The sequence below is a fragment of the Bacillus safensis genome (genome assembly GCF_039619585.1).
In the GTDB taxonomy this organism is placed as follows: domain Bacteria; phylum Bacillota; class Bacilli; order Bacillales; family Bacillaceae; genus Bacillus; species Bacillus safensis.
Genome location: NZ_CP154909.1, coordinates 1337254 through 1359098 on the forward strand (window position 1 = coordinate 1337254; position 21845 = coordinate 1359098).

Consider the following 21845-nt stretch of genomic DNA (forward strand, 5'->3'; position numbering starts at 1 on the left):
AGGAGTCATCATGAAAATTACAGAACTACTCACGAAGCATACCATTAAGCTTCAATTAGACAGCCAGCAGAAAGAAGCAGTCATTGAAGAGCTGGTCACTGTTTTAGATACAGCAGGCAAGTTAAATGATAAAGAGGGCTACAAAGAAGCTGTGATCAATCGTGAAAAACAGAGCTCTACTGGTATTGGCGAAGGAATTGCCATCCCGCACGCTAAAACAGCAAGTGTAAAAGAGCCTGCCATTGCATTTGGCCGCTCAACTGCTGGTGTTGATTATGAATCACTAGACGCACAGCCGAGTCATCTTGTCTTTATGATTGCCGCAACTGAAGGCGCAAACAACACGCACTTAGAGGCACTTTCTCGTTTATCCACACTTCTTATGCGTGAAGAAATTCGAAAGCAGCTCCTTGAAGCGGCGACTGAAGATGAAATCATTGAGATCATCAATACACATGATCAAGATGATGAAGAAGAAGAGGAAGTTCAAGAGGAGCCGGCTGCAGAAGGAAAGCCTGCTAAAATTTTAGCGGTAACCGCTTGCCCGACAGGCATTGCCCATACATTTATGGCAGCAGATGCTTTGAAAGAAAAAGCAAAAGAAATGGGCGTTGACATTAAAGTTGAAACAAACGGCTCTGGCGGTATTAAACATGCCCTTACAGCAAAAGAAATTGAAGAAGCACCAGCCATCATTGTGGCAGCGGACAAGCAAGTAGAAATGGAACGCTTTAAAGGCAAGCATGTCATTGAAGTCCCTGTAACAGCTGGTATTCGCCGTCCACAGGAATTAATTGAAAAAGCAATCAATCAAGATGCGCCGATTTATAAAGGTTCAGGCGGCAGTTCTTCTAAAGAGGAAAATGAATCATCTGGCAAAGGAAGAAGCGGATTTTACAAGCACTTAATGAGTGGTGTAAGTAACATGCTTCCATTTGTTGTCGGAGGCGGTATCCTTGTTGCGATTTCATTCTTCTGGGGCATTAACTCAGCAGATCCTAAGGACCCTTCATTTAATTCATTTGCAGCTGTCTTAAAAGGAATTGGCGGCGATAATGCGCTTGCCTTAATCGTTGCGGTATTGGCTGGATTTATTGCCATGAGTATTGCAGATCGTCCAGGTTTTGCGCCAGGTATGGTCGGTGGTTTTATGGCGTCAGCAGCAGGTGCAGGGTTCTTAGGCGGATTGATTGCTGGTTTCCTAGCAGGTTACATTGTTGTGCTGCTCAAAAAAGTATTCACATTCGTACCGCAGACACTCGACGGGATTAAACCGGTTCTGCTGTATCCATTGTTCGGTATTTTCTTCACAGGCATTATCATGCATTATATTGTCAACACACCAGTGAAAATGGTGATGGACGGATTAACACATTGGCTTGAATCATTAGGTACGGGAAACCTTGTCTTAATGGGTATTATTTTAGCTGGTATGATGGCAATTGATATGGGAGGCCCAATTAACAAAGCGGCTTACACATTTGGTCTTGCGATGATTGCTGCTGGCAACTATGCACCGCATGCTGCGATTATGGCAGGCGGAATGGTTCCACCACTAGGTATTGCACTTGCAACAACGATCTTTAGAAATAAGTTCTCAAAACGTGACCGTGAAGCAGGGATTACATGTTACTTCATGGGAGCTGCCTTCATCACGGAAGGAGCGATCCCATTTGCGGCGGCAGATCCTCTTCGTGTGATTCCTTCAGCTGTTATTGGTGCAGCAGTTGCTGGCGGATTAACGGAATTCTTCAGAGTGACGCTTCCTGCACCGCATGGCGGACTATTTGTTTTCTGGGTAACAAATCATCCAGTTCTTTATATCATCAGCATCTTAATCGGTGCCGTTGTGACAGCGATTTTACTGGGTATTTTGAAAAAACCAGTCAGACAAGAAGCGTAATGCAGGAGAGAAGCATCGTGTAAAACGGTGCTTCTTTTTGTTTAATTATCAGTGAATTAGGAAAAAATATCTAATTAGATGGTTGTTTTGTGAATTTTTAAATGACATATGATAAAGTAAAGTTATTCAATTCACGTTTCAAGTCTTTTAGCAGAAAGTCTTAGGAGGAAGCAGTATTTTGAACGAAGAAAACAAACAAAACGAAAATGAAATTCAATCTGATGCGAAGCAAGCCAAAACAGAGAAGAAAAGTTCACTATTTGAATGGATCAAAGCCATTTTAATCGCACTTGCGCTCGTCTTGCTCATCCGTACGTTTATATTTGAACCGTATGTGGTGGAAGGGGAGTCAATGGAACCGACACTTCATGACGGGGAAAAGCTGTTTGTCAACAAAACCATTAACTATCTCGGTGGTGTGAAACGCGGTGACATCGTGATTATTAATGGAAAAGATGGTCAGAAGATTCATTATGTCAAACGATTAATCGGCCTTCCAGGTGATACGATTGAAATGAAGGATGATACGCTTTACATTAATGGAAAAAAAGTAGATGAGCCTTATTTAAAAGAGAACAAGGCGCATGCGAAAGAGTATGAAGTGCATTTAACTGGAGATTTTGGTCCAGTAAAAGTACCGAAAAACGATTACTTTGTGATGGGGGACAACAGACTGAATTCCATGGACAGCCGAAATGGACTTGGCCTCATTGAAAAGGATCGGGTTGTCGGGACATCAGAATTTGTTTTCTTCCCATTTGGCGATATTCGACAGACAAAATAAAAGCACCTTCTCATGGGCAAGAGAAAGGTACTTGAACGAGCGACCCTTACAGAAGGGTCGTTTTTAATTTGGTGTGAGCACCGTCACAATGATCACAATCGCAAGAACAGAAGCGAACACAGATCCGGTAATGGCTAAAACGGATCGAAACAATCCGATCTTTTGGTTTTCTTTTCCCCGCTTTTGTAAAAAGCGTTTGGAAAAGATGTGAACCAGTGTGTAAATCAGGACAAGCCCAATATAAAGGCCAAAGTCCCTCGCATTAAAGCCTGTTGCAGATAAATAAATGCCCATAAAGAAAATCAATAAACAGTATTCCATCAGTGTGAGTAATCTCAAATCGCCCGAACTCCTTCAATCAATCATTCCCGTTTATTATATCATAATAGACAAAAAGCCTTCGTTCTTAGCGAGAGACGTTTCTATCAAACGTTATTCATGTTATACTTCATAATGATGAATGAGTGATGGAGGATTAATAAATGATTGCAGTAAATAATGTTAGTTTGCGCTTTGCTGATCGTAAACTATTTGAAGAAGTAAATATTAAATTCACTCCTGGCAACTGTTACGGATTAATTGGTGCCAATGGAGCTGGTAAATCAACGTTCCTAAAAATTCTTTCTGGCGAAATTGAGCCTCAAACGGGCGATGTTCATATGAGTCCTGGCGAGCGTTTAGCGATTTTAAAACAGAACCACTTTGAATACGAAGAGTTTGAAGTGCTGAAAGTCGTCATCATGGGTCACAAACGTCTATATGATGTGATGCAGGAGAAAGATGCGATCTATATGAAACCTGATTTCTCAGATGAAGACGGGATTCGTGCAGCAGAACTTGAAGGTGAATTTGCCGAATTAAACGGCTGGGAAGCTGAAAGTGAAGCAGCGATCCTATTAAAGGGTCTTGGCATTCCAGAAAGCCTTCAATCGAAGAAAATGTCTGAGCTTGGCGGTTCTGAAAAGGTAAAAGTACTTTTAGCTCAAGCTTTATTTGGCAAGCCTGACGTTCTTCTTCTCGATGAGCCGACGAACCACTTGGACTTACAAGCAATCCAGTGGCTCGAAGAGTTCCTCATTAACTTTGAAAATACCGTCATCGTCGTTTCGCATGATCGTCATTTCTTAAATAAAGTATGTACTCATATTGCGGATCTTGATTTCGGAAAAATCCAAGTATATGTCGGTAACTATGATTTTTGGTATGAGTCCAGCCAGTTAGCGCTGAAACTAAGCCAAGAAGCAAATAAGAAAAAAGAAGAACAAATTAAGCAGCTTCAAGAATTCGTTGCCCGGTTTAGTGCGAACGCTTCTAAATCGAAGCAAGCGACATCAAGAAAGAAATTGCTTGATAAAATCTCTTTAGATGACATTAAGCCGTCCTCACGTAAATATCCGTATGTTCATTTTGCACCAGAGCGCGAAATCGGAAATGATGTCCTTCAAGTAGAAGGTCTATCAAAAACAATTGACGGTGTAAAAGTACTGGATAATGTCAGCTTTATTATGAACCGCGAAGATAAAATTGCGTTCTTAAGCCGTAATGAGCTTGCTGTGTCCACATTATTTAAAATCCTTGCTGGTGAAATGGAGCCAGACAGCGGATCATTTAAATGGGGCGTCACAACGTCACAAGCCTTTTTCCCGAAAGATAATAGTGAATACTTTGAAGGAAACGATGTTGATCTCGTTGATTGGCTCCGTCAATATTCTCCGAATGATCAAAGCGAAAGCTTCCTGCGTGGTTTCTTAGGACGTATGCTTTTTTCTGGGGAAGAAGTGAAGAAAAAAGCAAGTGTCTTATCAGGAGGAGAAAAGGTTCGTTGTATGTTATCAAAAATGATGCTGTCTGGAGCGAATATTTTGCTGCTGGATGAGCCAACGAACCACTTAGACCTAGAATCCATTACAGCGCTGAATAACGGTCTCATGAGCTTTAAAGGAGCCATGCTCTTCTCATCTCATGACCATCAGTTTGTTGAAACAGTCGCAAACCGGATTATCGAAGTGACGCCAAATGGCATCGTCGATAAACAAACAACATATGATGAGTTTTTATCAGATCAAGACATCCAAAAAAGACTTGAAGAGCTTTACGCATAACACAAAAAAGACATCCAAATGTGGATGTCTTTTTTTGATTAAATCGCCCAGTTTCCATTTCGGAAGATCGGTTCGCGTTTCCCGTCTTTTGTGATTCCGTCAATATTCATTTCCTTTGAACCAATCATAAAATCAACGTGTGTAATACTGCTGTTCACACCCGCAGCATCCAATTCCTCTCGTTTCATTTCTTTTCCGCCTTCGATATTAAACGCATATCCGCTGCCGATGGCAAGGTGATTTGATGCATTTTCATCGTAAAGTGTATTGTAATAAAGAATATTTGAGTTAGAAATTGGTGAATCATCTGGTACGAGGGCAACCTCACCTAGATAATGAGAGCCTTCATCTGTTTCAACGAGAGATTTTAACATATCTTCGCCTTCTTTTGCTTTCACATCCACAATCCGGCCATTTTCAAAGGTTAATGAAAACTCATCAATGATGTTTCCAGCATAGCTGAGCGGCTTTGTGCTTGAGACTGTCCCGTTTACACCGTCTTTTTTCGGTACGGTAAAGACTTCTTCTGTCGGCATGTTGGCCATGAACGAAACGCCGCGTTCACTTACGCTGCCAGCACCTACCCAAATATGCTGCTCTGGAAGCTCGATCGTTAAGTCTGTGCCAGGTGCTTCATAATGAAGCTTGTGGTAGTGGCGTTCATTGAGTATTTTGACCTTTTCGTTTAATGACGCATCATGCTTTTTCCAAGCCTCAACTGGATCTGCTTGATCAGCGCGTGCGACTTTAAAGATTTGATCCCACAATAACGTGACAGCTTCTTCATCTGTATGGTCAGGGAAAATCTTTTTCGCCCATTCTTTTGATGCAGCACCTACGACTGTCCAAGCGACTTTGTCAGATTGAACGTATTGACGATATGTATGTAGTGCTGAACCAGCAGCTTTTTGCTGTGCAGCGATTTTTTTCGAATCAATGCCTCGCAAAAGGTCAGGGCTTTCTGACAGGATGGTAATAAAAGCGCCTCCGCGTTTTGCGATGGTTTCCATCATCTGTGCTTCCCATTCAGGGAATTGCTCAAATACATCTTGCGGTGCATGTTCATACTTTAAACGGGTGAGAACACCATCACTCCAGCGGATATGTACGTTTTTCGCCCCGCGCTCATACGCGTGTTTCGCTACAAGACGAACAAGATGTGCAGATTCAGTAAATGCGGATACAACGACTTCCTGCCCCTTTTGTACATTCACACCGACTTCAACGATGGTCTTCGCATATTGATCTAGTTGTTTTTCAAATGAACTCATAAAAAACCCCTCCTTTAGTCATGTTCATCATATCAGATTTATGACCGAAAAGGAAAATGGGGAGCCCGTTTAAAGCCAAAATAAAAAAGCCGCTTTCGTGCGGCTTTTTTAGCGGTTCAGTTGTTTCACAGGCTGTGCATTAGAAGGCGGCATATGTGAAAACGACAGGCTCATTCCTCCTAAAATAATACCCGTTAAAATGACTGTGACAACGACCCGTTTACCTAAATCAAGCAACATGTTCTTCCTCCTTCACGTTTATCCATTTCTCACGATATGATCAAAATGACAAAAAAAGAAGTAGAACAAGAAGATTATTTTAAAGTTTTTTGCAATTTGTCGATCACTTCTAATGAACGACCTGTTCCAATGGCAACAGATTCAAGGGGATTGGCTGCAATATGGACTGGAACAACAATCTCTTGAGAAAGCCATTCTTGAATTCCATTTAAAAGAGCGCCTCCGCCAGTTAAAATGACGCCGCGGTCTACAATATCTCCGCTTAGCTCTGGAGGGCTGTCCTCTAATGTGGCACGGATCGCTTCTAAAATATGAAGAAGTGATTCTCGCATGGCGCCTTGAATTTCATGAGAGACAAGTGTGATCGTTTTTGGCAGACCTGTCACAAGGTCGCGACCGCGCACTTCTAATGATTCAGGCTCATGTTCAATAAGACCATATCCAATTTCCATTTTCACCTGCTCGGCAGTCCGTTCGCCGATTAATAGGTTATATTTCTTTCTGACAAACGTAATGATATCTTCATCCAGCTGATCGCCGCCAATTCGGATCGAATGACAAGAGACAACGCCGCCAAATGAAATGATCGCAACTTCTGTTGTTCCGCCGCCAATATCGACTACGACGTTCGCAACAGGCTCGTCTACCGGAAGATCAGCACCGATTGCAGCTGCAACAGGTTCTTCAATTAAATGCACATGTTTTGCTCCGCAGTTTTTCACAGCATCGCTGATGGCGCGGCGCTCAACAGCTGTTGAACCAGAAGGTGTACATACAACGACAGTTGGCTTTCTGAAGGTAAACCCGATATTTTTTCCTGCTTTTTTCATGATTTGTTTAAGTAAATCTGTTGTCATATCATAATCAGCGATGACACCGTCTTTCATCGGACGGATCGCAACAATTTTCCCAGGTGTTTTCCCGATCATTTCTTTTGCTTCTGATCCGACGGCAAGTACAGTCTTTGTTTCTGTATCGACTGCTACGACGGACGGTTCATTTAAAATAATTCCCTTATTTTTACTATAAACCAATATGTTAGCTGTTCCTAAATCAATTCCAATTTCGGCATTTTGAAACATGTTTTCACCCAATCTCTATTTTTGCTGTTTTAAACAATTTTACATTTAAAAGTTCAGAGGGTTGATGTCATTTGTGGGGGTTTGTGATCACCTTGAAATGAATCTGTAAAATTCAAGTATCATTTTGACAATCACAATAAATTTTCCCTTTGTTTTTTCTTTTATGAAAAAAATTTTTATAGAGGAGAAACCTTTTAAGAATCTCTTACGTCTACGATATATCAATTGGTGAAAAACAGATTGATCTTGAGCTAATGAAAGAAAGAGGGAACGAAATTGAAATCTATCGGAGTCGTAAGAAAAGTAGACGAACTAGGGCGTATTGTGATGCCAATCGAATTGAGAAGAGCACTTGATATCGCTATTAAAGACAGTATGGAATTTTTTATAGATGGAGATAAAATCGTCTTGAAAAAATATCAGCCAGAGGGCGTTTGTCTCATGACTGGTGAGATTACATCAGAGAACCATGAATATGGAAATGGTCAAATTACATTAAGCGCTGAAGGCGCAGAACTGCTGTTAAAAGAACTGCAAGAAGCTCTTCAGAAGTAATCAAAATAGCCTGCTCTCTTCCTTTGTGCTGAGAACAGGCTATTTTTTCTTTAAAAAAGTTCCTTAAAAATGCCCCATCTCCCTCAAAAAATAAGTGGAAAATGGTACAATTGACAAAGAATCTCAGGGCGGCAGGTGGAATCATTTGAACAAAACATATCAAGTGCGGATCGTGTTATCTGTTCTTGCATTTATCTTAATCATAAGCTGGGATTTCTTTTATTATGTAGGCGGCTATCAAATTAATTGGCCGCTCGATCTAGCCTTTACAGTCGTTGTGTTAGCAGGGATCTGGGTTGTCTCAGGATATGTAGACCGCTTGAATTTACTTGTGTCAGATCTAAATAAGAGAGAAAAAGAAGCACACGAACTGACAGAGCGGCTGAACCGAATTACAGATAACTTGCAAGAAATTGTCTTTGAAACAGATGAAAAAGGGCACATCATTTTCTTAAATCAAGCATGGAAACAAATGACCGGCTATGACATAGATGAATGTCTAGGTACGATGTACAATCAGTACTTTGATCAAGAAGAAAGAGTTATTCAGCATTTGTCATCTGTCATCAAAGAGCATAAAGATTCAGGGCGGATCGAGCTGCAGCTTCTTCATAAAGAGGGAAAGAAAGTATGGGGAGACGTTCATTATAAGCTCTACTTTGATGAGGAGCACCAGTTTACTGGAGGTATTGGAACAGTTGCAGATATTACAAAACAAAAGCTGGCAAAGCTTGAGCTTGAAAAATCAAATCAACAAGTGCAAATGCAGGCGCAAAAGCTGGCCGTTGCAGGACAAATAGCCGCTGGAATCGCCCATGAAGTCAGAAATCCGCTGACCTCAGTAAATGGCTTTTTGCAGCTGATGAAAACACAATATCCTGAAAGAACCGATTATTTTGACATTATCTTTTCTGAAATTAAACGGATTGATTTTGTTTTAAGTGAGCTGCTGGTGCTGGCAAAGCCGCAGTCGGTCCATTTTCAAGAAGTTCAGCTTCATGGACTGTTAGAACAGGTGATTACATTGCTAAAAACCAATGCAGTCCTTTCGAATATTGATCTCAAACAGCCATTTAAAAAGCAGGATGCCGGCGCTATATTAGCAGACGCTAATCAAATGAAGCAGCTGTTCATTAATTTAATCAAAAATGCCATTGAGGCAATGCCCGAAGGCGGCAGCATATACATATCAACAGAAAAAGTGATGAACGAATGGAAAATTACCATTCAAGATGAAGGAAAAGGGATGTCTGAAGAGGATATTCAGAAAATATATGATCCTTTCTTCTCCACAAAAACAGAAGGGACGGGACTTGGCCTCACCATCTGTGCAGCGATTTTAAAAGATCATCACGGTAGGATGGATGTGGTCAGTGAGCTGGGAAAAGGTACAGCTTTTCATATCTATTTACCTGTGTGGCAAAAAAGCAGACACCAGCAAGGCGAGAGGACGTGATTTCATGAAGGAGAAAGCTTTATTTGTATATGGGACGCTTCTGCAGCATGAAGAGCACCACGAGACGTATATGAAAGAAAGCAGGCCATTAGCTAAATCAGCTTGGATCAGCGGCAGAATCTATGATACAGGTCAAGGATACCCTGCGTGCGTTCTAAAAGAGAAAAGCACAGTATATGGAGAATTGTACGAGGTAACCGCAAGCACGCTGAATAAGATAGATTTGCTTGAGGAAGGGTATGACAAGCAGGTGGTCGATGTCATGACAGACAAAGGGCCGGTGGCGGCTGTTACATACACTTTACCAAAGCAGAAGGCATCATCGCTGAAGGAGATCGAGAGCGGCTGCTGGAAGGAATATAGAATGTGGCAGCAGCAGCCGGCATCCTTCTATTATTTTGCCTATGGCTCCTGTATGGATGATGCAAGATTTAAACTGGCAGAAGTTGATCATTATTTTAAACAAATCATCGGCGGCGGTGCTCTGAACGGCTTTACAACTAGATTTACATTGGTAAGGCCTGATGGATCAAGAGCCGATATGGTAGAAGACGGCGGAGAAACAGAGGGTGTTTTATATGAGGTTCCTTTTGATGCCATTCGATATTTGTACAAACGAGAAGGCGTCTATGAGGGCACATATCGTCCAGCTTTTGTCGATGTCAAAATAGGTGATCAAATATATGAAGACTGTTTAACCTTTCTTGTTCTTCAAAAGAGCGAAGAAATTGCTCCGCCAGGTCATTACCGCAGTGAAATTGAAAAAGGAGCAGATCTTTACTTAAGTGAAGCATTCCGCAAAAAAATTCGCTCGCATATGGATTCATTAATCAAACCGTAGTAAAATGCATGGTAAGTGAGATAAAAGGAGTCTGAACATGAAAAAGGAATATGCAGTCATTGGTCTTGGACGCTTTGGCGGAAGTATTTGTAAGGCGCTCAGCGAAGAAGGACTTGAAGTCATGGCCATGGATATGAATGAAGATCGAGTGAACGAATACGCGAAAATTGCGTCACATGCGGTCATTGGTGATTCGACGGACGAATCTGTTTTAAAAAATCTCGGCATTCGCAATTTTGATCATGTCATCGTTGCGATTGGTGAAAACATTCAGGCCAGTATTTTAACGACGATTATGCTGAAAGAGCTTGGCGTTAAAATGGTCACAGTAAAAGCGCAAAACGATTACCACGAAAAGGTGTTAAATAAAATTGGAGCTGATCGCATCGTTCATCCAGAGCGGGACATGGGCAGACGAATTGCACATAAAATCATCTCCAATAACGTATTAGATTATCTTGAGCTGTCAGATGAGTACAGCCTCATTGAAATCGTTGCCAACAGCAGGCTTGCAGGGCATTCTCTTTTAGATCTCGATATTAGAGCGAGATATGGCATTAATATTGTGGCGATTAAGCGTGGAAAAGAAGTGATTGTTTCACCGCTCGCAGATGAAATGATTCAAAAAGAAGATATTCTGATTGTCATTGGGGCAGTTGCCGATATCGGACGTTTTGAAAAACGAGAAATGCAGAACGATTATTAAACACTCCTAGGCGGGGTGTTTTTTAATATGATTGTGTACACATGAGGTGGACAGTGAAGAGGGAAGAAGACATTTAAAAGGGCTGTTTTGTTCTGCATAAACAGCTAAAGTCATTCATCATATTTTTCATGCAATTATCACTATTCAGAAATAAAAATCAGTCTTTTTATCTGGGTGATTTTCTCTAAATGTCATTGACTGGGCAAACAGATTCGTTTACGATAAGAAACATTATATTGTTTACTTGGAGGAGGCAGTGTCGTTGGATAAGGAGCTTTTCAGACATCAAATTGAGGTAGCTGCAAAGAGAAAAAAAGCAGCCCTAGTGATTAAACATGCGAAAGTTATGGACGTGTTTAACCAGGAATGGATAGACGCTGATGTCGCTGTTGAAAATGGACAAATAGTAGGGATTGGAGAGTACGAGGGAGAACAGGAGCTGGATGCAGCAGGTCAAATGCTTGTACCCGGTTTTATTGATGGCCACGTTCATATCGAGTCCTCTATGGTTACCCCTGCTGAATTCTCCAAAGCTGTCGTCCCGCGCGGTGTGACAACTGTCGTAACAGACCCGCATGAAATTGCCAATGTGTCAGGGGTCACAGGCATCCGTTTTATGCTGGAAGAAGCGAGAAAAGCTGCCTTAAATATTTATTTCATGCTGCCATCCTGCGTACCGGCAGTCAGTTTTGAACGATCAGGTGCTGTTTTAAAAGCGAAAGATTTAAAGCCTTTGTATCAAGAGAAAGAGGTTCTTGGTCTTGCTGAGGTGATGGATTACGTCGGTGTGGAGCAGGCAGAAGAAGATATGCTTCAAAAGCTGCTTGATGCTCAAAACGAGAATAAATTGATTGATGGCCATCTAGCAGGCTTAACAGACCGATTAATAAACGTTTACCGCACAGCGAATGTCCAAACAGATCACGAGGTGACAACAGCCGAAGAAGCCCTTGCACGTGTAAAGAGAGGCATGTATGTCATGCTGAGAGAAGGCTCTGTTGCCAAAAACGTGAAAAGCGTTTTACCAGCTGTGAATGAAAAGAATGCAAGACGCTTTTTCTTTTGTACCGATGATAAACATTTAGATGATTTAATGGCTGAAGGAAGTATTGATGAACAAGTACGCATGTCTATAAAAGAAGGGTTAGACCCATTTTTAGCGTATCAAATGGGAAGTTTAAACGCAGCAGAGTGTTTTGGCCTCAAAACAAAGGGAGCCATTGCGCCAGGCTTTGATGCTGATTTTATGCTCGTCTCTGATCTTCATCAAGTAGACATTACCAGCGTATTTATTGCTGGAGAATTAGTGGCGCAGCATGGAGAGTACAAGCCAGGTGTCGAAAAAATTGCACCGAGTCCAGCCTTATTACAATCTGTTCATGCTATAGACGTTCAAGAGCAAGATCTGGCTCTGCCTATCACAGCTCATCAAAAAATGAATGTCATCCGCATTATTCCAAATCAGCTAGAAACAAAATTAGAACAAATCTCTCCTTCAGAAACGAACGGACAATTCACTAGTGATACAGAAAGAGATGTATTAAAAATGGTGCTTGTCGAACGCCATCAAGGCTTATCTGAAATGGGGATAGGGATTGTCAGCGGCTTTGGATTAGAAAAGGGCGCAATTGCAACAACGGTTGCACATGATTCTCACAATTTAATTGCGGTTGGCACAAATGATGCTGATATCGTGAAAGCCATTGACGCGTTAAAAGAAGCAGGCGGCGGTTTGACTGTTGTCAAAGAGGGCCAGACTCTTCATACACTGCCATTACCGATCTCTGGTTTACTTTCAGATCAGCCGGCACATCTTGTAAATGAAAGCCTTCATGCACTCCATGAAGCGTTAAAAGAAACAGGTTTTATTTTAGACTTTAACCCGTTTTTGACGCTGTCCTTTTTGGCACTCCCAGTCATTCCTGATGTGAAAATGACGACAAAGGGTTTGTTTGATGTCAGAAGCTTTCAGCATCTCCCAATTCAATCATAAAAAGAGAGAAACCGCATATGTATATATGCGGTTTTTTCAATGAACAGTGAAAAAAAGAGACACAGCCAAGCGGCTTGTGTCTCTTTTTGTGATTACACTTCCATAATAATCGGTAAGATCATTGGACGGCGTCTTGTTTTTTCATAAAGGAAAGGTGCAAGGGTGTCAGTAATTTCGTTCTTAATTTCAGACCACTGAGTTGTCTTACGTTCCATTACTTTTTCAAGATGCTTCGAAATTAAATCCTGTGCATCGTTGATCAGGTCTCCAGATTCTCTCATGTAGACAAAACCTCTTGAGATCAAATCAGGACCAGCAGAGATTTTGAATTCTTTCATGTCCATGCTGACGACCACAATAACAAGGCCTTCTTCAGAAAGAATGCGGCGGTCTCTTAAAACGATGTTTCCGATATCGCCAATACCGCTTCCGTCGATATACACGTTGCCTGATGGGATTTTGCCAGCGACACTTGCTTCGTCACCTTTCAGTGCAAGAACTTCACCGTTATCCATGATAAAGCAGTTTTCCTCAGGGATGCCGCAATCATTCGCAAGTTTGATATGCGTTTTTTGCATGCGGTATTCACCGTGAATCGGCATAAAGAATTTTGGTTTAATTAAACGGAGCATGAGTTTTTGTTCTTCTTGTCCGCCGTGACCAGATGTATGAATATTATTAAGCGAGCCATGAATGACCTCAGCGCCGGCACGATAAAGCTGGTTAATGGTGCGGCTTACACTAATATTGTTACCTGGGATCGGTGAAGATGAGAAGACAACAGTGTCACCAGGGTTAATGGAAATCTGGCGGTGAGTACCGTTCGCAATACGAGAAAGAGCTGCCATCGGTTCACCCTGGCTCCCAGTACAAAGAATGGTCACTTTGTTTGCCGGAAGGCGGTTGATTTCATTATGTTCAATAAACGTGTTTTTTGGACATTTAATATAGCCAAGATCTTGTCCAATATCAATAGCAGACTCCATACTGCGTCCAAATACAGCGACTTTTCTGCCGTTGGCAACAGCAGACTCAATCACTTGCTGAAGTCTGTGAATGTTTGAAGCAAACGTGGCAAAGATGATGCGTCCATCGACTTTTCTAAAGATGTCATCAATGCTTTCACCTACGCGTCTTTCAGACATCGTAAATTCTGGGATTTCACTGTTTGTACTATCAGATAAAAGACAAAGAACGCCTTCTTTTCCGATCTCAGCCATTTTGGTTAAATTGGCAGGCTCGCCAACAGGAGTAAAGTCAAACTTGAAATCACCTGTATGTACGATGTTACCAGGAGGTGTCTTCACGACAATTCCATAAGAATCTGGAATACTGTGTGTCGTTCTAAAGAAAGACACAGCTGTTTTTCTAAATTTAATGGTATCTTCTTCTTCAAAAATGTGAAGTTTTGTTTGTCTCAAGAGACCATGCTCTTCCAATTTATTACGAAGTAGGCCGATTGCGAGTTTGCCGCCGTAAACTGGAATATTCACTTGCTTAAGAAGGTAAGGGATACCGCCGATGTGGTCTTCATGTCCATGAGTGATGAAAAGACCTTTGATTTTATCTTCGTTTTTAACTAAGTACGTATAGTCAGGGATGACGTAGTCAATTCCAAGAAGCTCGTCTTCAGGAAACTTAATGCCTGCATCAATTAAAATGATTTCATCTTGAAATTGAACGCCATACGTGTTTTTACCGATCTCGCCTAAACCGCCGAGCGCAAAAACTGCCGCCTGATCGTTTTTAACAAATTTCATTCCTCTCATAGCTCCAATACTTTAAAATTTTCACTTTCTCGTTCATAGTCTAAAAAAGCACCGTCTACAGGCTGAATGAATTCAATGTTGTAGTTATGTTTTTTCAACTTATCGCGTACGTCTCTTTCAGAAACCGCTTCAACGTATAGTGAATCTGTGTGTTCTCTTACAGGTACCTCAGTAGTACTTGCCTGAAAAAATACCTTATATATCATCCAAATCTCTCCTTAAATACCGTATGTTACACTCGCTTATTCTATTATATTAAAAAAACGCGCATAAGAAAAGTCTCTGAGAAAAAAGGACCTTCGGCAAATGTGCGGAAGATCCTTTTAAGCAATTGATTTTTTGCGAAGCATGTCCTTCCATTGTCTTCGAATTTTCTTACGCAGACGACGAAGCATCACATGCCGCCTCCTTTCGGGTTGAAGTAAGCTTAACCAGTGTGTTCCGGTCTCTCTATATACTTGTATTATATGATGTTTCTATTGAATGTTACATGGTTATATGTGGGAAATAGGCGCTTTCAAAAGGAATTGGTTTCGAAAGCTGAAATCTTTCTGTATGATGAAAGGGAGTGTGTATACATAACGAAGAGCAGGAGGGCGAGATATGAATAAAAAAGTCATCTTCTTTGATATCGACGGTACTTTATATGACCATGATAAAAATATACCTGAGTCAACGAAGCGAGCGGTTCATTTATTAAAAGAAAAAGGTCATCATCTCTTTATTGCATCTGGGCGTTCTCCTTTTCTGATCCGGCCCATTTTAGAAGAATTAGGGCTTGACTCATTCATTGCTTATAACGGTCAGTATGTCATGTATGAGGGAGACGTTATTTACGGCAATCCGCTGAAGCAGGAGCTGATGGAGCGGATTTATGAGACAGCGGATCGTCATGATCATCCGCTCGTTTTTATGGGAGAAGAAACGATGAAGGCGTCTGTGCCGAATCATCCGTTTATCCATGAAGGAATCGGTACTTTGAAAACAGAGCATCCTGAGCACGATGTATCTTTCTTTAAAGAAAACGACATTTTTCAAATGCTGTTATTTTGTAAGGCAGAAGAGGAAGTGGAGTATAAGGCATTCCGCGAAGAAATTGACCTTGTCAGATGGCATGAGCTGTCAACGGACGTTCTGCCAAAAGGCGGATCAAAAGCTGAAGGAATCAAACGAGTCATCGAAAGACTTCCTTACGATCAAAAGGATACCATTGCCTTTGGAGACGGATTGAATGATAGAGAAATGATTTCGTTTGCTGGAACAGGCGTGGCGATGGGAAATGCTGTGAGTGAACTGAAAGCATTGGCTGATTTTGTGACAAAGCCGGTAGATGAGGACGGCATATTCCATGCAGTGACCCAGCTTGGCCTCATTAAAGAATAAAAAAAGAAGACCCTTAGATCGCGGGTCTTCTTTTTTATGTTATGATCTGCCGATCGCAACAGAGTTTTCTGGCTCAGCGAACGGCTGATCCTTTTGAATATGATCATAAAACATAATGCCATTTAAATGGTCAATTTCATGCTGAAAAACAATAGCGGGGAACCCTTTTAGACGGATATCAATGTCCTCTCCTTCAAGCGTAGTGGCCTTGACCCTGATTTTTTGATATCGAGGAACAAATCCAGGGATGGCTTCATCAACTGATAAGCAGCCTTCACCAGTCGCTAAATAAGCTCTTTTGACTGAATGGCTGACAATACGCGGGTTGAACAGAGCATAGCTGTATTCTTCTCCGTCTTCATCCTCACAGTGAACAGCGATCATGCGTTTACTAATATTGATTTGCGGAGCTGCCAATCCAACGCCGGGTCTTAGTCCGTATTTTTCAGCAATGTCAGCATCCTGACTGTTTTTGACGAATTCGATCATGTCAGCTAATTGCTGTTTTTCCTCTTCTGTCGGCGGGAGCTCGACCGCTTCAGCTGTTTGTCTTAAGACGGGATGTCCGTCCCTTACGATATCATCCATGGTAATCACAAAACTTCACTCCTATTTCCTTTGTATGTAAAGTATATAAAATGATACACAACATATGCAATGAAATAAAGAAGACCGGTCCTGTGAGACCGGTCAGAGGCTTAAACAGCCTTAGCAGCAGCCACCGCCGCCGCCTAAGAATGCTGCGCCAACGATAATTAATAGGATGAAAAGCACAACGATTAAAGCGAATGTACGTCCGCCGCCGTATCCGCATCCGTATCCACCGCCATAACTTGGGTAACAACAGCCGCCGCCATATCCGCCACCGAATCCATACCCGTAACCGCCGTATCCACCATACATACTTCCATGACTATAATTAGACATACTTTTGACCTCCTTTGGAAATACACTTGGCCTCTCATAAGTGAAGGCGAAGCGTGTAATATAAACTATGTATGAATGCACTATTTGTATAGTCATGCGCCTATTGCTTGAAAAAAATCTTCTCCGCCTCATCTGACTGACCTCTTTCCTTGTCACCAACGTCTATAAAAATTATAGTGGTATGTGGAGATGTAAAGGGGGCCTTGTGATGAGACAGATGAAAAAAAGCATGAAAGCAGGTGCTGCTTTAGCGGGGATATGTACCCTTTTGCTGACAGGGTGCGGAGGTCAAAATCCGTTCAATGATATGCAGGACGCGATGACGAAAATGAGTGAAAAAGAAGCATCCTTCGAAAAAGAGCAAGGTACACTGCAAAGCTATGAGGAAAAAGAGCAGAAGCTGTATAAAAAAATGATTCAAACAACAAAGGACCATACAAAAACAGTGGCAAGCCTTTCTGATCAGGCGTTAGCATCGGCAGCACAAAGAGAAGAACATTTAAAAACAGAAAAAGTCAGTATGGATGAATCGAAAAAAGAATTGAAAACAGTAAAGGAATCTGCTGCTCGATTGCAAGATGCGGAGTTAAAAGAGAAAGCAGATCAAACGGTCAAATCAATCGAGAAACGATATGCGTCATATGATCAGCTTTACAAGGAGTATCAAAAGGCGCTGAAACAAGATCAGCTTTTGTATCAATCTTTAAAGAAAAAGGATCTAGGATATGAAGAGCTGAAGTCAAAGCTGAAGACCGTGAATCGTTCATATAGCAAAGTCAGAAAAGAAAGTAAGAAGTTCAATCGATATACAGATCAATTGAATGATCATAAAACGGCTTTGTATAAAGCAGCAGATCAAGAGTCGAAAAAGAGCTGAAAAACAGCTCTTTTTTTATTTTTCGACAAAAACAAACATTTTCTATTGTAGTACAGTAGTACACTCTATACTAGTACAGATTAGGTTGTTTGTTAAACAGATTGATACAGTTCACCATAAAAAGTAAAGCGAATACATTTATTTAAATAAAGCCGTTAAATCAATTGACGGACTATTTTTCTTGTTGTAAACTATTCCTTGTTAACAGAAGTTGTATTAGTTTTTTGTGAACTATCGTTAATACAGTTATAAGGACTCAAAAACGAGTGATCAACCAATGTTTCGACAACGATCTTAGTGGCTATTATATACAGGAGTCATATGAGTATTTTGGGTTATCCTATATCTGTATGTATAAATGGATTCACGACAAATGGACTGTTAAAAGAAAGGAAGAGGTGACTTTAGAATGGCTGCAAAAACAAAAAAAGCAATTGTTGATAGCAAAAAGCAATTTGATGCCATCAAAAAGCAGTTTGAAACGTTTCAAATTTTAAACGAAAAAGGCGAAGTCGTAAACGAAGCGGCAATGCCGGATCTTTCAGATGACCAATTAAAAGAATTAATGCGCCGTATGGTGTTTACACGAGTATTAGATCAACGTTCAATTTCATTGAACCGTCAAGGACGTCTTGGCTTCTATGCGCCAACAGCTGGACAAGAGGCTTCTCAGCTTGCAACTCACTTTGCACTTGAGAAAGAAGATTTCATTCTTCCAGGATATCGTGATGTACCACAATTAATCTGGCATGGTCTTCCGCTAACAAAAGCATTCTTGTTCTCTCGCGGACACTTTGTTGGTAACCAAATGCCTGAAGATGTGAATGCACTTTCACCGCAAATCATTATCGGTGCTCAAATCATTCAAGCTGCTGGTGTAGCTCTTGGTTTGAAAAAGCGCGGTAAAAAAGCTGTTGCAATCACTTACACTGGTGACGGTGGAGCTTCACAAGGTGATTTCTACGAAGGTATTAACTTTGCAGGGGCTTACAAAGCGCCAGCGATTTTTGTTGTCCAAAACAACAGATATGCGATCTCTACACCTGTTGAAAAGCAGTCTGCTGCACAAACAATTGCACAAAAAGCAGCTGCAGCTGGTATCGTAGGCGTACAAGTTGACGGGATGGATGCATTAGCTGTTTATGCAGCAACTGCTGAAGCTCGTGAGCGCGCTGTAAATGGTGAAGGTCCAACATTAATCGAAACTCTTACATTCCGTTACGGCCCACATACAATGGCTGGTGACGATCCAACAAGATATCGTACAAAAGAAGATGAAAACGAGTGGGAGCAAAAAGATCCATTGGTACGCTACCGCAAATTCTTGGAAAACAAAGGCCTATGGTCTGAAGAAGAAGAGAATAAAGTGATCGAAGATGCAAAAGAACAAATCAAACAAGCGATCAAAGAAGCTGACGAACAGCCTAAGCAAAAAGTCACTGACTTGATTGAAAACATGTACGATGTAAAACCATTCAACTTAGTTGAACAGCTTGAAATTTACAAACAGAAGGAGTCGAAGTAAGCCATGGCGCAAATGACAATGATTCAAGCGATCACTGATGCGTTACGCACAGAACTGAAAAATGACGAAAACGTTCTCGTTTTCGGAGAAGACGTTGGTAAAAACGGCGGCGTATTCCGTGCGACTGAAGGATTGCAAAAAGAGTTTGGTGAGGATCGTGTATTCGATACTCCACTTGCTGAATCTGGTATTGGCGGTCTTGCTATTGGCCTTGGACTACAAGAATTCCGCCCGGTAATGGAAATTCAATTCTTCGGATTCGTTTACGAAGTATTAGATTCTGTTTCTGGACAAATGGCTCGTATGCGTTACCGTTCTGGCGGACGCTGGCATTCTCCAGTGACAATCCGTTCTCCATTCGGCGGGGGAGTTCACACACCTGAGCTTCACGCTGACAGCTTAGAAGGACTTATCGCACAACAGCCTGGTATCAAGGTTGTTATTCCTTCAACACCTTACGATGCAAAAGGACTTTTAATTTCTGCAATTCGTGACAACGATCCTGTAGTGTTCCTTGAGCATATGAAACTTTATCGTTCTTTCCGTCAGGAAGTTCCTGAAGAAGAGTACACAATTGAAATCGGTAAAGCTGACGTGAAACGTGAAGGTTCTGACCTTTCAATCATCACTTACGGTGCAATGGTTCACGAATCACTAAAAGCTGCTGAAGAGCTAGAAAAAGAAGGCGTTTCTGCTGAGGTTATCGACCTTCGTACAGTAAGCCCGCTTGATATTGAAACAATCATCGCTTCTGTTGAAAAAACAGGCCGTGCGATCGTTGTTCAAGAAGCACAAAAACAAGCTGGTATTGCTGCAAACGTAGTAGCTGAAATCAATGACAGAGCGATCCTTAGCTTGGAAGCACCAGTACTTCGTGTCGCTGCACCTGATACTGTATTTGCTTTCTCTCAAGCTGAGAGCGTATGGCTTCCAAACCATAAAGATGTACTTGAAACAGCGAAGAAAGTTCTTGAATTTTAATTAAATGACAGAGGGGAAAAGAATTTATTTCTCTTCCCCTTTATCAATTACATGACCGTGTAAATATACACAACAAGGGTTCAACAAAATCTAGGAGGCGAAAAACAGTGGCATTTGAATTTAAACTTCCGGACATCGGAGAAGGTATCCACGAAGGTGAGATCGTTAAGTGGTTTGTTAAACCAAACGACGAAATCAATGAAGATGACGTTTTAGCAGAGGTACAAAATGATAAAGCAGTTGTAGAAATTCCTTCACCTGTTAAAGGAAAAGTATTAGAATTAAAAGTTGAAGAGGGAACAGTTGCAACTGTAGGACAAACAATCATTACGTTTGATGCACCTGGTTACGAAAATCTTCAATTTAAAGGCAGCGAAGAAGAAGGCGAAGCAAAAACTGAAGCTCAAGTACAAGGTACTGCTGAAGCTGGTAACGAGCCAGAGAAGAAAGAAGTAGCACAAGAAGAAGCGGCAGCAGCAACTGGTGCAGGCGCACAAGAGCAAGTAGACGCTGATCCAAACAAACGCGTGATCGCTATGCCATCTGTACGTAAATATGCTCGTGAAAAAGGCGTTGAAATTTACAAAGTTGCAGGTTCTGGTAAAAACGGCCGTGTGTTAAAAGAAGATATCGACAGCTTCGTTAATGGTGGTTCTGCAGCTCAAGAAGCAGCACCTCAAGCAGCTGAAAGTGCGAAAGAAGAAGCAGCTCCTAAAGCGGCAGCAGCTCCAGTTCTTGAAGGAGAATTCCCAGAAACTCGCGAGAAAATGAGCGGAATCCGCAAAGCAATCGCAAAAGCAATGGTGAACTCTAAGCATACAGCTCCTCACGTAACATTAATGGATGAAGTTGATGTAACAAACCTTGTTGCACATCGTAAACAATTCAAACAAGTTGCAGCTGATCAAGGAATCAAGTTAACTTACTTGCCTTACGTTGTAAAAGCTCTAACTTCTGCTTTGAAAAAGTACCCAGTACTTAACACTTCTATCGATGATAAAACGGATGAAGTTGTTCAAAAGCATTACTACAACATCGGAATTGCAGCTGACACTGAAAAAGGCTTGCTAGTTCCAGTTGTGAAAAATGCAGATCGCAAAGCGATTTTCGAAGTTTCTAACGAAATCAATGAGCTTGCAACAAAAGCACGTGATGGTAAATTGGCTCCAGCTGAAATGAAAGGTGCATCTTGCACAATCACAAACATCGGTTCTGCTGGTGGACAATGGTTTACTCCAGTCATCAACCACCCAGAAGTAGCGATCCTTGGTATTGGACGTATCGCTGAAAAAGCGGTTGTTCGTGATGGCGAAATCGTTGCAGCTCCTGTCTTAGCTCTTTCCCTAAGCTTTGACCACCGTATGATTGACGGAGCTACTGCGCAAAATGCCCTTAACCACATCAAGCGTTTATTGAATGATCCACAATTAATTTTAATGGAGGCGTAATG

At 41.5% G+C, this 21845-nt stretch carries 21 protein-coding genes; 13 read left to right on the forward strand and 8 right to left on the reverse strand.

Going from position 1 to position 21845, the window contains the following annotated elements; genetic code table 11:
• The first annotated feature begins 10 nt into the window (after positions 1 to 10).
• Positions 11 to 1903, forward strand: a complete 1893-nt coding sequence (locus AAYR28_RS06830; protein ID WP_024424741.1) for a PTS fructose transporter subunit IIABC — start codon at positions 11 to 13, stop codon at positions 1901 to 1903.
• Positions 1904 to 2114: 211 nt separating this feature from the next.
• A complete protein-coding gene (gene lepB / locus AAYR28_RS06835; protein ID WP_029706712.1) occupies positions 2115 to 2687 on the forward strand; it encodes a signal peptidase I in 573 nt (190 codons plus the stop codon).
• Between the two features lie 63 nt (positions 2688 to 2750).
• Here lepB and AAYR28_RS06840 read toward each other — a convergent pair whose 3' ends face one another.
• Positions 2751 to 3026 (reverse strand): hypothetical protein, encoded by a 276-nt coding sequence (locus AAYR28_RS06840; protein ID WP_024424743.1) that lies wholly within the window; start codon positions 3024 to 3026, stop codon positions 2751 to 2753.
• Between the two features lie 143 nt (positions 3027 to 3169).
• Between AAYR28_RS06840 and AAYR28_RS06845 the strand changes: the two genes are divergently transcribed.
• Positions 3170 to 4789 (forward strand): ABC-F family ATP-binding cassette domain-containing protein, encoded by a 1620-nt coding sequence (locus tag AAYR28_RS06845; RefSeq protein WP_024426884.1) that lies wholly within the window; start codon positions 3170 to 3172, stop codon positions 4787 to 4789.
• Between the two features lie 38 nt (positions 4790 to 4827).
• Here the strand turns inward: AAYR28_RS06845 and AAYR28_RS06850 are convergent, their stop codons facing one another.
• The 3 genes from AAYR28_RS06850 to mreBH form a co-directional block, all read right to left on the reverse strand.
• Complete coding sequence (locus AAYR28_RS06850) at positions 4828 to 6060, reverse strand: aminopeptidase (protein ID WP_034281621.1); 1233 nt, start codon at positions 6058 to 6060, stop codon at positions 4828 to 4830.
• A gap of 108 nt (positions 6061 to 6168) precedes the next feature.
• Entirely contained in the window at positions 6169 to 6300 is a 132-nt protein-coding gene (locus AAYR28_RS06855; RefSeq protein ID WP_003210922.1) for a protein YkpC, read from the reverse strand.
• Positions 6301 to 6374: 74 nt separating this feature from the next.
• Positions 6375 to 7382, reverse strand: a complete 1008-nt coding sequence (gene mreBH / locus AAYR28_RS06860) for a rod-share determining protein MreBH (protein WP_024424745.1) — start codon at positions 7380 to 7382, stop codon at positions 6375 to 6377.
• A 276-nt stretch (positions 7383 to 7658) separates the two neighbouring features.
• Between mreBH and AAYR28_RS06865 the strand changes: the two genes are divergently transcribed.
• The 5 genes from AAYR28_RS06865 to ade all read left to right on the forward strand — a co-directional run bounded on the left by AAYR28_RS06865 (position 7659) and on the right by ade (position 12933).
• Positions 7659 to 7937 carry an AbrB/MazE/SpoVT family DNA-binding domain-containing protein gene (locus AAYR28_RS06865; RefSeq protein WP_024424746.1) on the forward strand — a complete coding sequence of 93 codons (279 nt, stop codon included), beginning with the start codon at positions 7659 to 7661 and terminating at the stop codon, positions 7935 to 7937.
• A 145-nt stretch (positions 7938 to 8082) separates the two neighbouring features.
• Complete coding sequence (locus AAYR28_RS06870; protein ID WP_046310821.1) at positions 8083 to 9393, forward strand: ATP-binding protein; 1311 nt, start codon at positions 8083 to 8085, stop codon at positions 9391 to 9393.
• Between the two features lie 4 nt (positions 9394 to 9397).
• Positions 9398 to 10234, forward strand: coding sequence for a gamma-glutamylcyclotransferase (locus AAYR28_RS06875; protein WP_070325777.1), 837 nt, complete (start codon positions 9398 to 9400; stop codon positions 10232 to 10234).
• 37 nt (positions 10235 to 10271) lie between these two features.
• Complete coding sequence (locus tag AAYR28_RS06880) at positions 10272 to 10940, forward strand: potassium channel family protein (protein ID WP_008345123.1); 669 nt, start codon at positions 10272 to 10274, stop codon at positions 10938 to 10940.
• A 262-nt stretch (positions 10941 to 11202) separates the two neighbouring features.
• On the forward strand, positions 11203 to 12933 hold the full coding sequence (gene ade / locus AAYR28_RS06885; RefSeq protein ID WP_264316087.1) for an adenine deaminase: 1731 nt from the start codon (positions 11203 to 11205) through the stop codon (positions 12931 to 12933).
• 92 nt (positions 12934 to 13025) lie between these two features.
• Here ade and rnjA read toward each other — a convergent pair whose 3' ends face one another.
• Positions 13026 to 14693 carry a ribonuclease J1 gene (gene rnjA / locus AAYR28_RS06890; protein ID WP_012009818.1) on the reverse strand — a complete coding sequence of 556 codons (1668 nt, stop codon included), beginning with the start codon at positions 14691 to 14693 and terminating at the stop codon, positions 13026 to 13028.
• Between the two features lie 5 nt (positions 14694 to 14698).
• Positions 14699 to 14908: a DNA-dependent RNA polymerase subunit epsilon gene (locus AAYR28_RS06895; RefSeq protein ID WP_008345114.1), complete on the reverse strand. Its 210-nt coding sequence runs from the start codon at positions 14906 to 14908 to the stop codon at positions 14699 to 14701.
• Between the two features lie 397 nt (positions 14909 to 15305).
• Between AAYR28_RS06895 and AAYR28_RS06900 the strand changes: the two genes are divergently transcribed.
• Positions 15306 to 16085 carry a Cof-type HAD-IIB family hydrolase gene (locus AAYR28_RS06900; protein WP_081124342.1) on the forward strand — a complete coding sequence of 260 codons (780 nt, stop codon included), beginning with the start codon at positions 15306 to 15308 and terminating at the stop codon, positions 16083 to 16085.
• Between the two features lie 39 nt (positions 16086 to 16124).
• On the opposite strand, the gene def is transcribed toward AAYR28_RS06900, so the two are convergent.
• The gene (def, locus tag AAYR28_RS06905; RefSeq protein WP_024424751.1) at positions 16125 to 16682 is read right to left on the reverse strand and encodes a peptide deformylase; all 558 of its coding nucleotides are present in this window, start codon (positions 16680 to 16682) and stop codon (positions 16125 to 16127) included.
• Between the two features lie 111 nt (positions 16683 to 16793).
• The gene (locus AAYR28_RS06910) at positions 16794 to 16988 is read right to left on the reverse strand and encodes a YjcZ family sporulation protein (RefSeq protein ID WP_141545650.1); all 195 of its coding nucleotides are present in this window, start codon (positions 16986 to 16988) and stop codon (positions 16794 to 16796) included.
• 232 nt (positions 16989 to 17220) lie between these two features.
• Between AAYR28_RS06910 and AAYR28_RS06915 the strand changes: the two genes are divergently transcribed.
• From AAYR28_RS06915 to AAYR28_RS06930, 4 genes are all read left to right on the forward strand, one after another.
• Positions 17221 to 17889, forward strand: a complete 669-nt coding sequence (locus AAYR28_RS06915; protein ID WP_098676858.1) for a YkyA family protein — start codon at positions 17221 to 17223, stop codon at positions 17887 to 17889.
• Between the two features lie 409 nt (positions 17890 to 18298).
• Entirely contained in the window at positions 18299 to 19414 is a 1116-nt protein-coding gene (pdhA, locus tag AAYR28_RS06920; protein WP_024424754.1) for a pyruvate dehydrogenase (acetyl-transferring) E1 component subunit alpha, read from the forward strand.
• A 3-nt stretch (positions 19415 to 19417) separates the two neighbouring features.
• Positions 19418 to 20395 carry a pyruvate dehydrogenase complex E1 component subunit beta gene (gene pdhB / locus AAYR28_RS06925; RefSeq protein ID WP_012009824.1) on the forward strand — a complete coding sequence of 326 codons (978 nt, stop codon included), beginning with the start codon at positions 19418 to 19420 and terminating at the stop codon, positions 20393 to 20395.
• A gap of 107 nt (positions 20396 to 20502) precedes the next feature.
• Entirely contained in the window at positions 20503 to 21843 is a 1341-nt protein-coding gene (locus AAYR28_RS06930; protein WP_024426891.1) for a dihydrolipoamide acetyltransferase family protein, read from the forward strand.
• Positions 21844 to 21845: the final 2 nt, after the last annotated feature.

Excerpts from the sequence above, each read along its gene's own strand:
- AAYR28_RS06830 (WP_024424741.1), top strand. The coding sequence starts at position 11 with ATGAAAATTACAGAACTACTCACGAAGCATACCATTAAGCTTCAATTA.
- AAYR28_RS06845 (WP_024426884.1), top strand. The coding sequence starts at position 3,170 with ATGATTGCAGTAAATAATGTTAGTTTGCGCTTTGCTGATCGTAAACTA.
- AAYR28_RS06850 (WP_034281621.1), bottom strand. The coding sequence starts at position 6,060 with ATGAGTTCATTTGAAAAACAACTAGATCAATATGCGAAGACCATCGTT.
- AAYR28_RS06855 (WP_003210922.1), bottom strand. The coding sequence starts at position 6,300 with ATGTTGCTTGATTTAGGTAAACGGGTCGTTGTCACAGTCATTTTAACG.
- mreBH (WP_024424745.1), bottom strand. The coding sequence starts at position 7,382 with ATGTTTCAAAATGCCGAAATTGGAATTGATTTAGGAACAGCTAACATA.
- AAYR28_RS06875 (WP_070325777.1), top strand. The coding sequence starts at position 9,398 with ATGAAGGAGAAAGCTTTATTTGTATATGGGACGCTTCTGCAGCATGAA.
- AAYR28_RS06880 (WP_008345123.1), top strand. The coding sequence starts at position 10,272 with ATGAAAAAGGAATATGCAGTCATTGGTCTTGGACGCTTTGGCGGAAGT.
- rnjA (WP_012009818.1), bottom strand. The coding sequence starts at position 14,693 with ATGAAATTTGTTAAAAACGATCAGGCGGCAGTTTTTGCGCTCGGCGGT.
- AAYR28_RS06895 (WP_008345114.1), bottom strand. The coding sequence starts at position 14,908 with ATGATATATAAGGTATTTTTTCAGGCAAGTACTACTGAGGTACCTGTA.
- AAYR28_RS06900 (WP_081124342.1), top strand. The coding sequence starts at position 15,306 with ATGAATAAAAAAGTCATCTTCTTTGATATCGACGGTACTTTATATGAC.
- AAYR28_RS06910 (WP_141545650.1), bottom strand. The coding sequence starts at position 16,988 with ATGTATGGTGGATACGGCGGTTACGGGTATGGATTCGGTGGCGGATAT.
- AAYR28_RS06915 (WP_098676858.1), top strand. The coding sequence starts at position 17,221 with ATGAGACAGATGAAAAAAAGCATGAAAGCAGGTGCTGCTTTAGCGGGG.
- pdhA (WP_024424754.1), top strand. The coding sequence starts at position 18,299 with ATGGCTGCAAAAACAAAAAAAGCAATTGTTGATAGCAAAAAGCAATTT.
- pdhB (WP_012009824.1), top strand. The coding sequence starts at position 19,418 with ATGGCGCAAATGACAATGATTCAAGCGATCACTGATGCGTTACGCACA.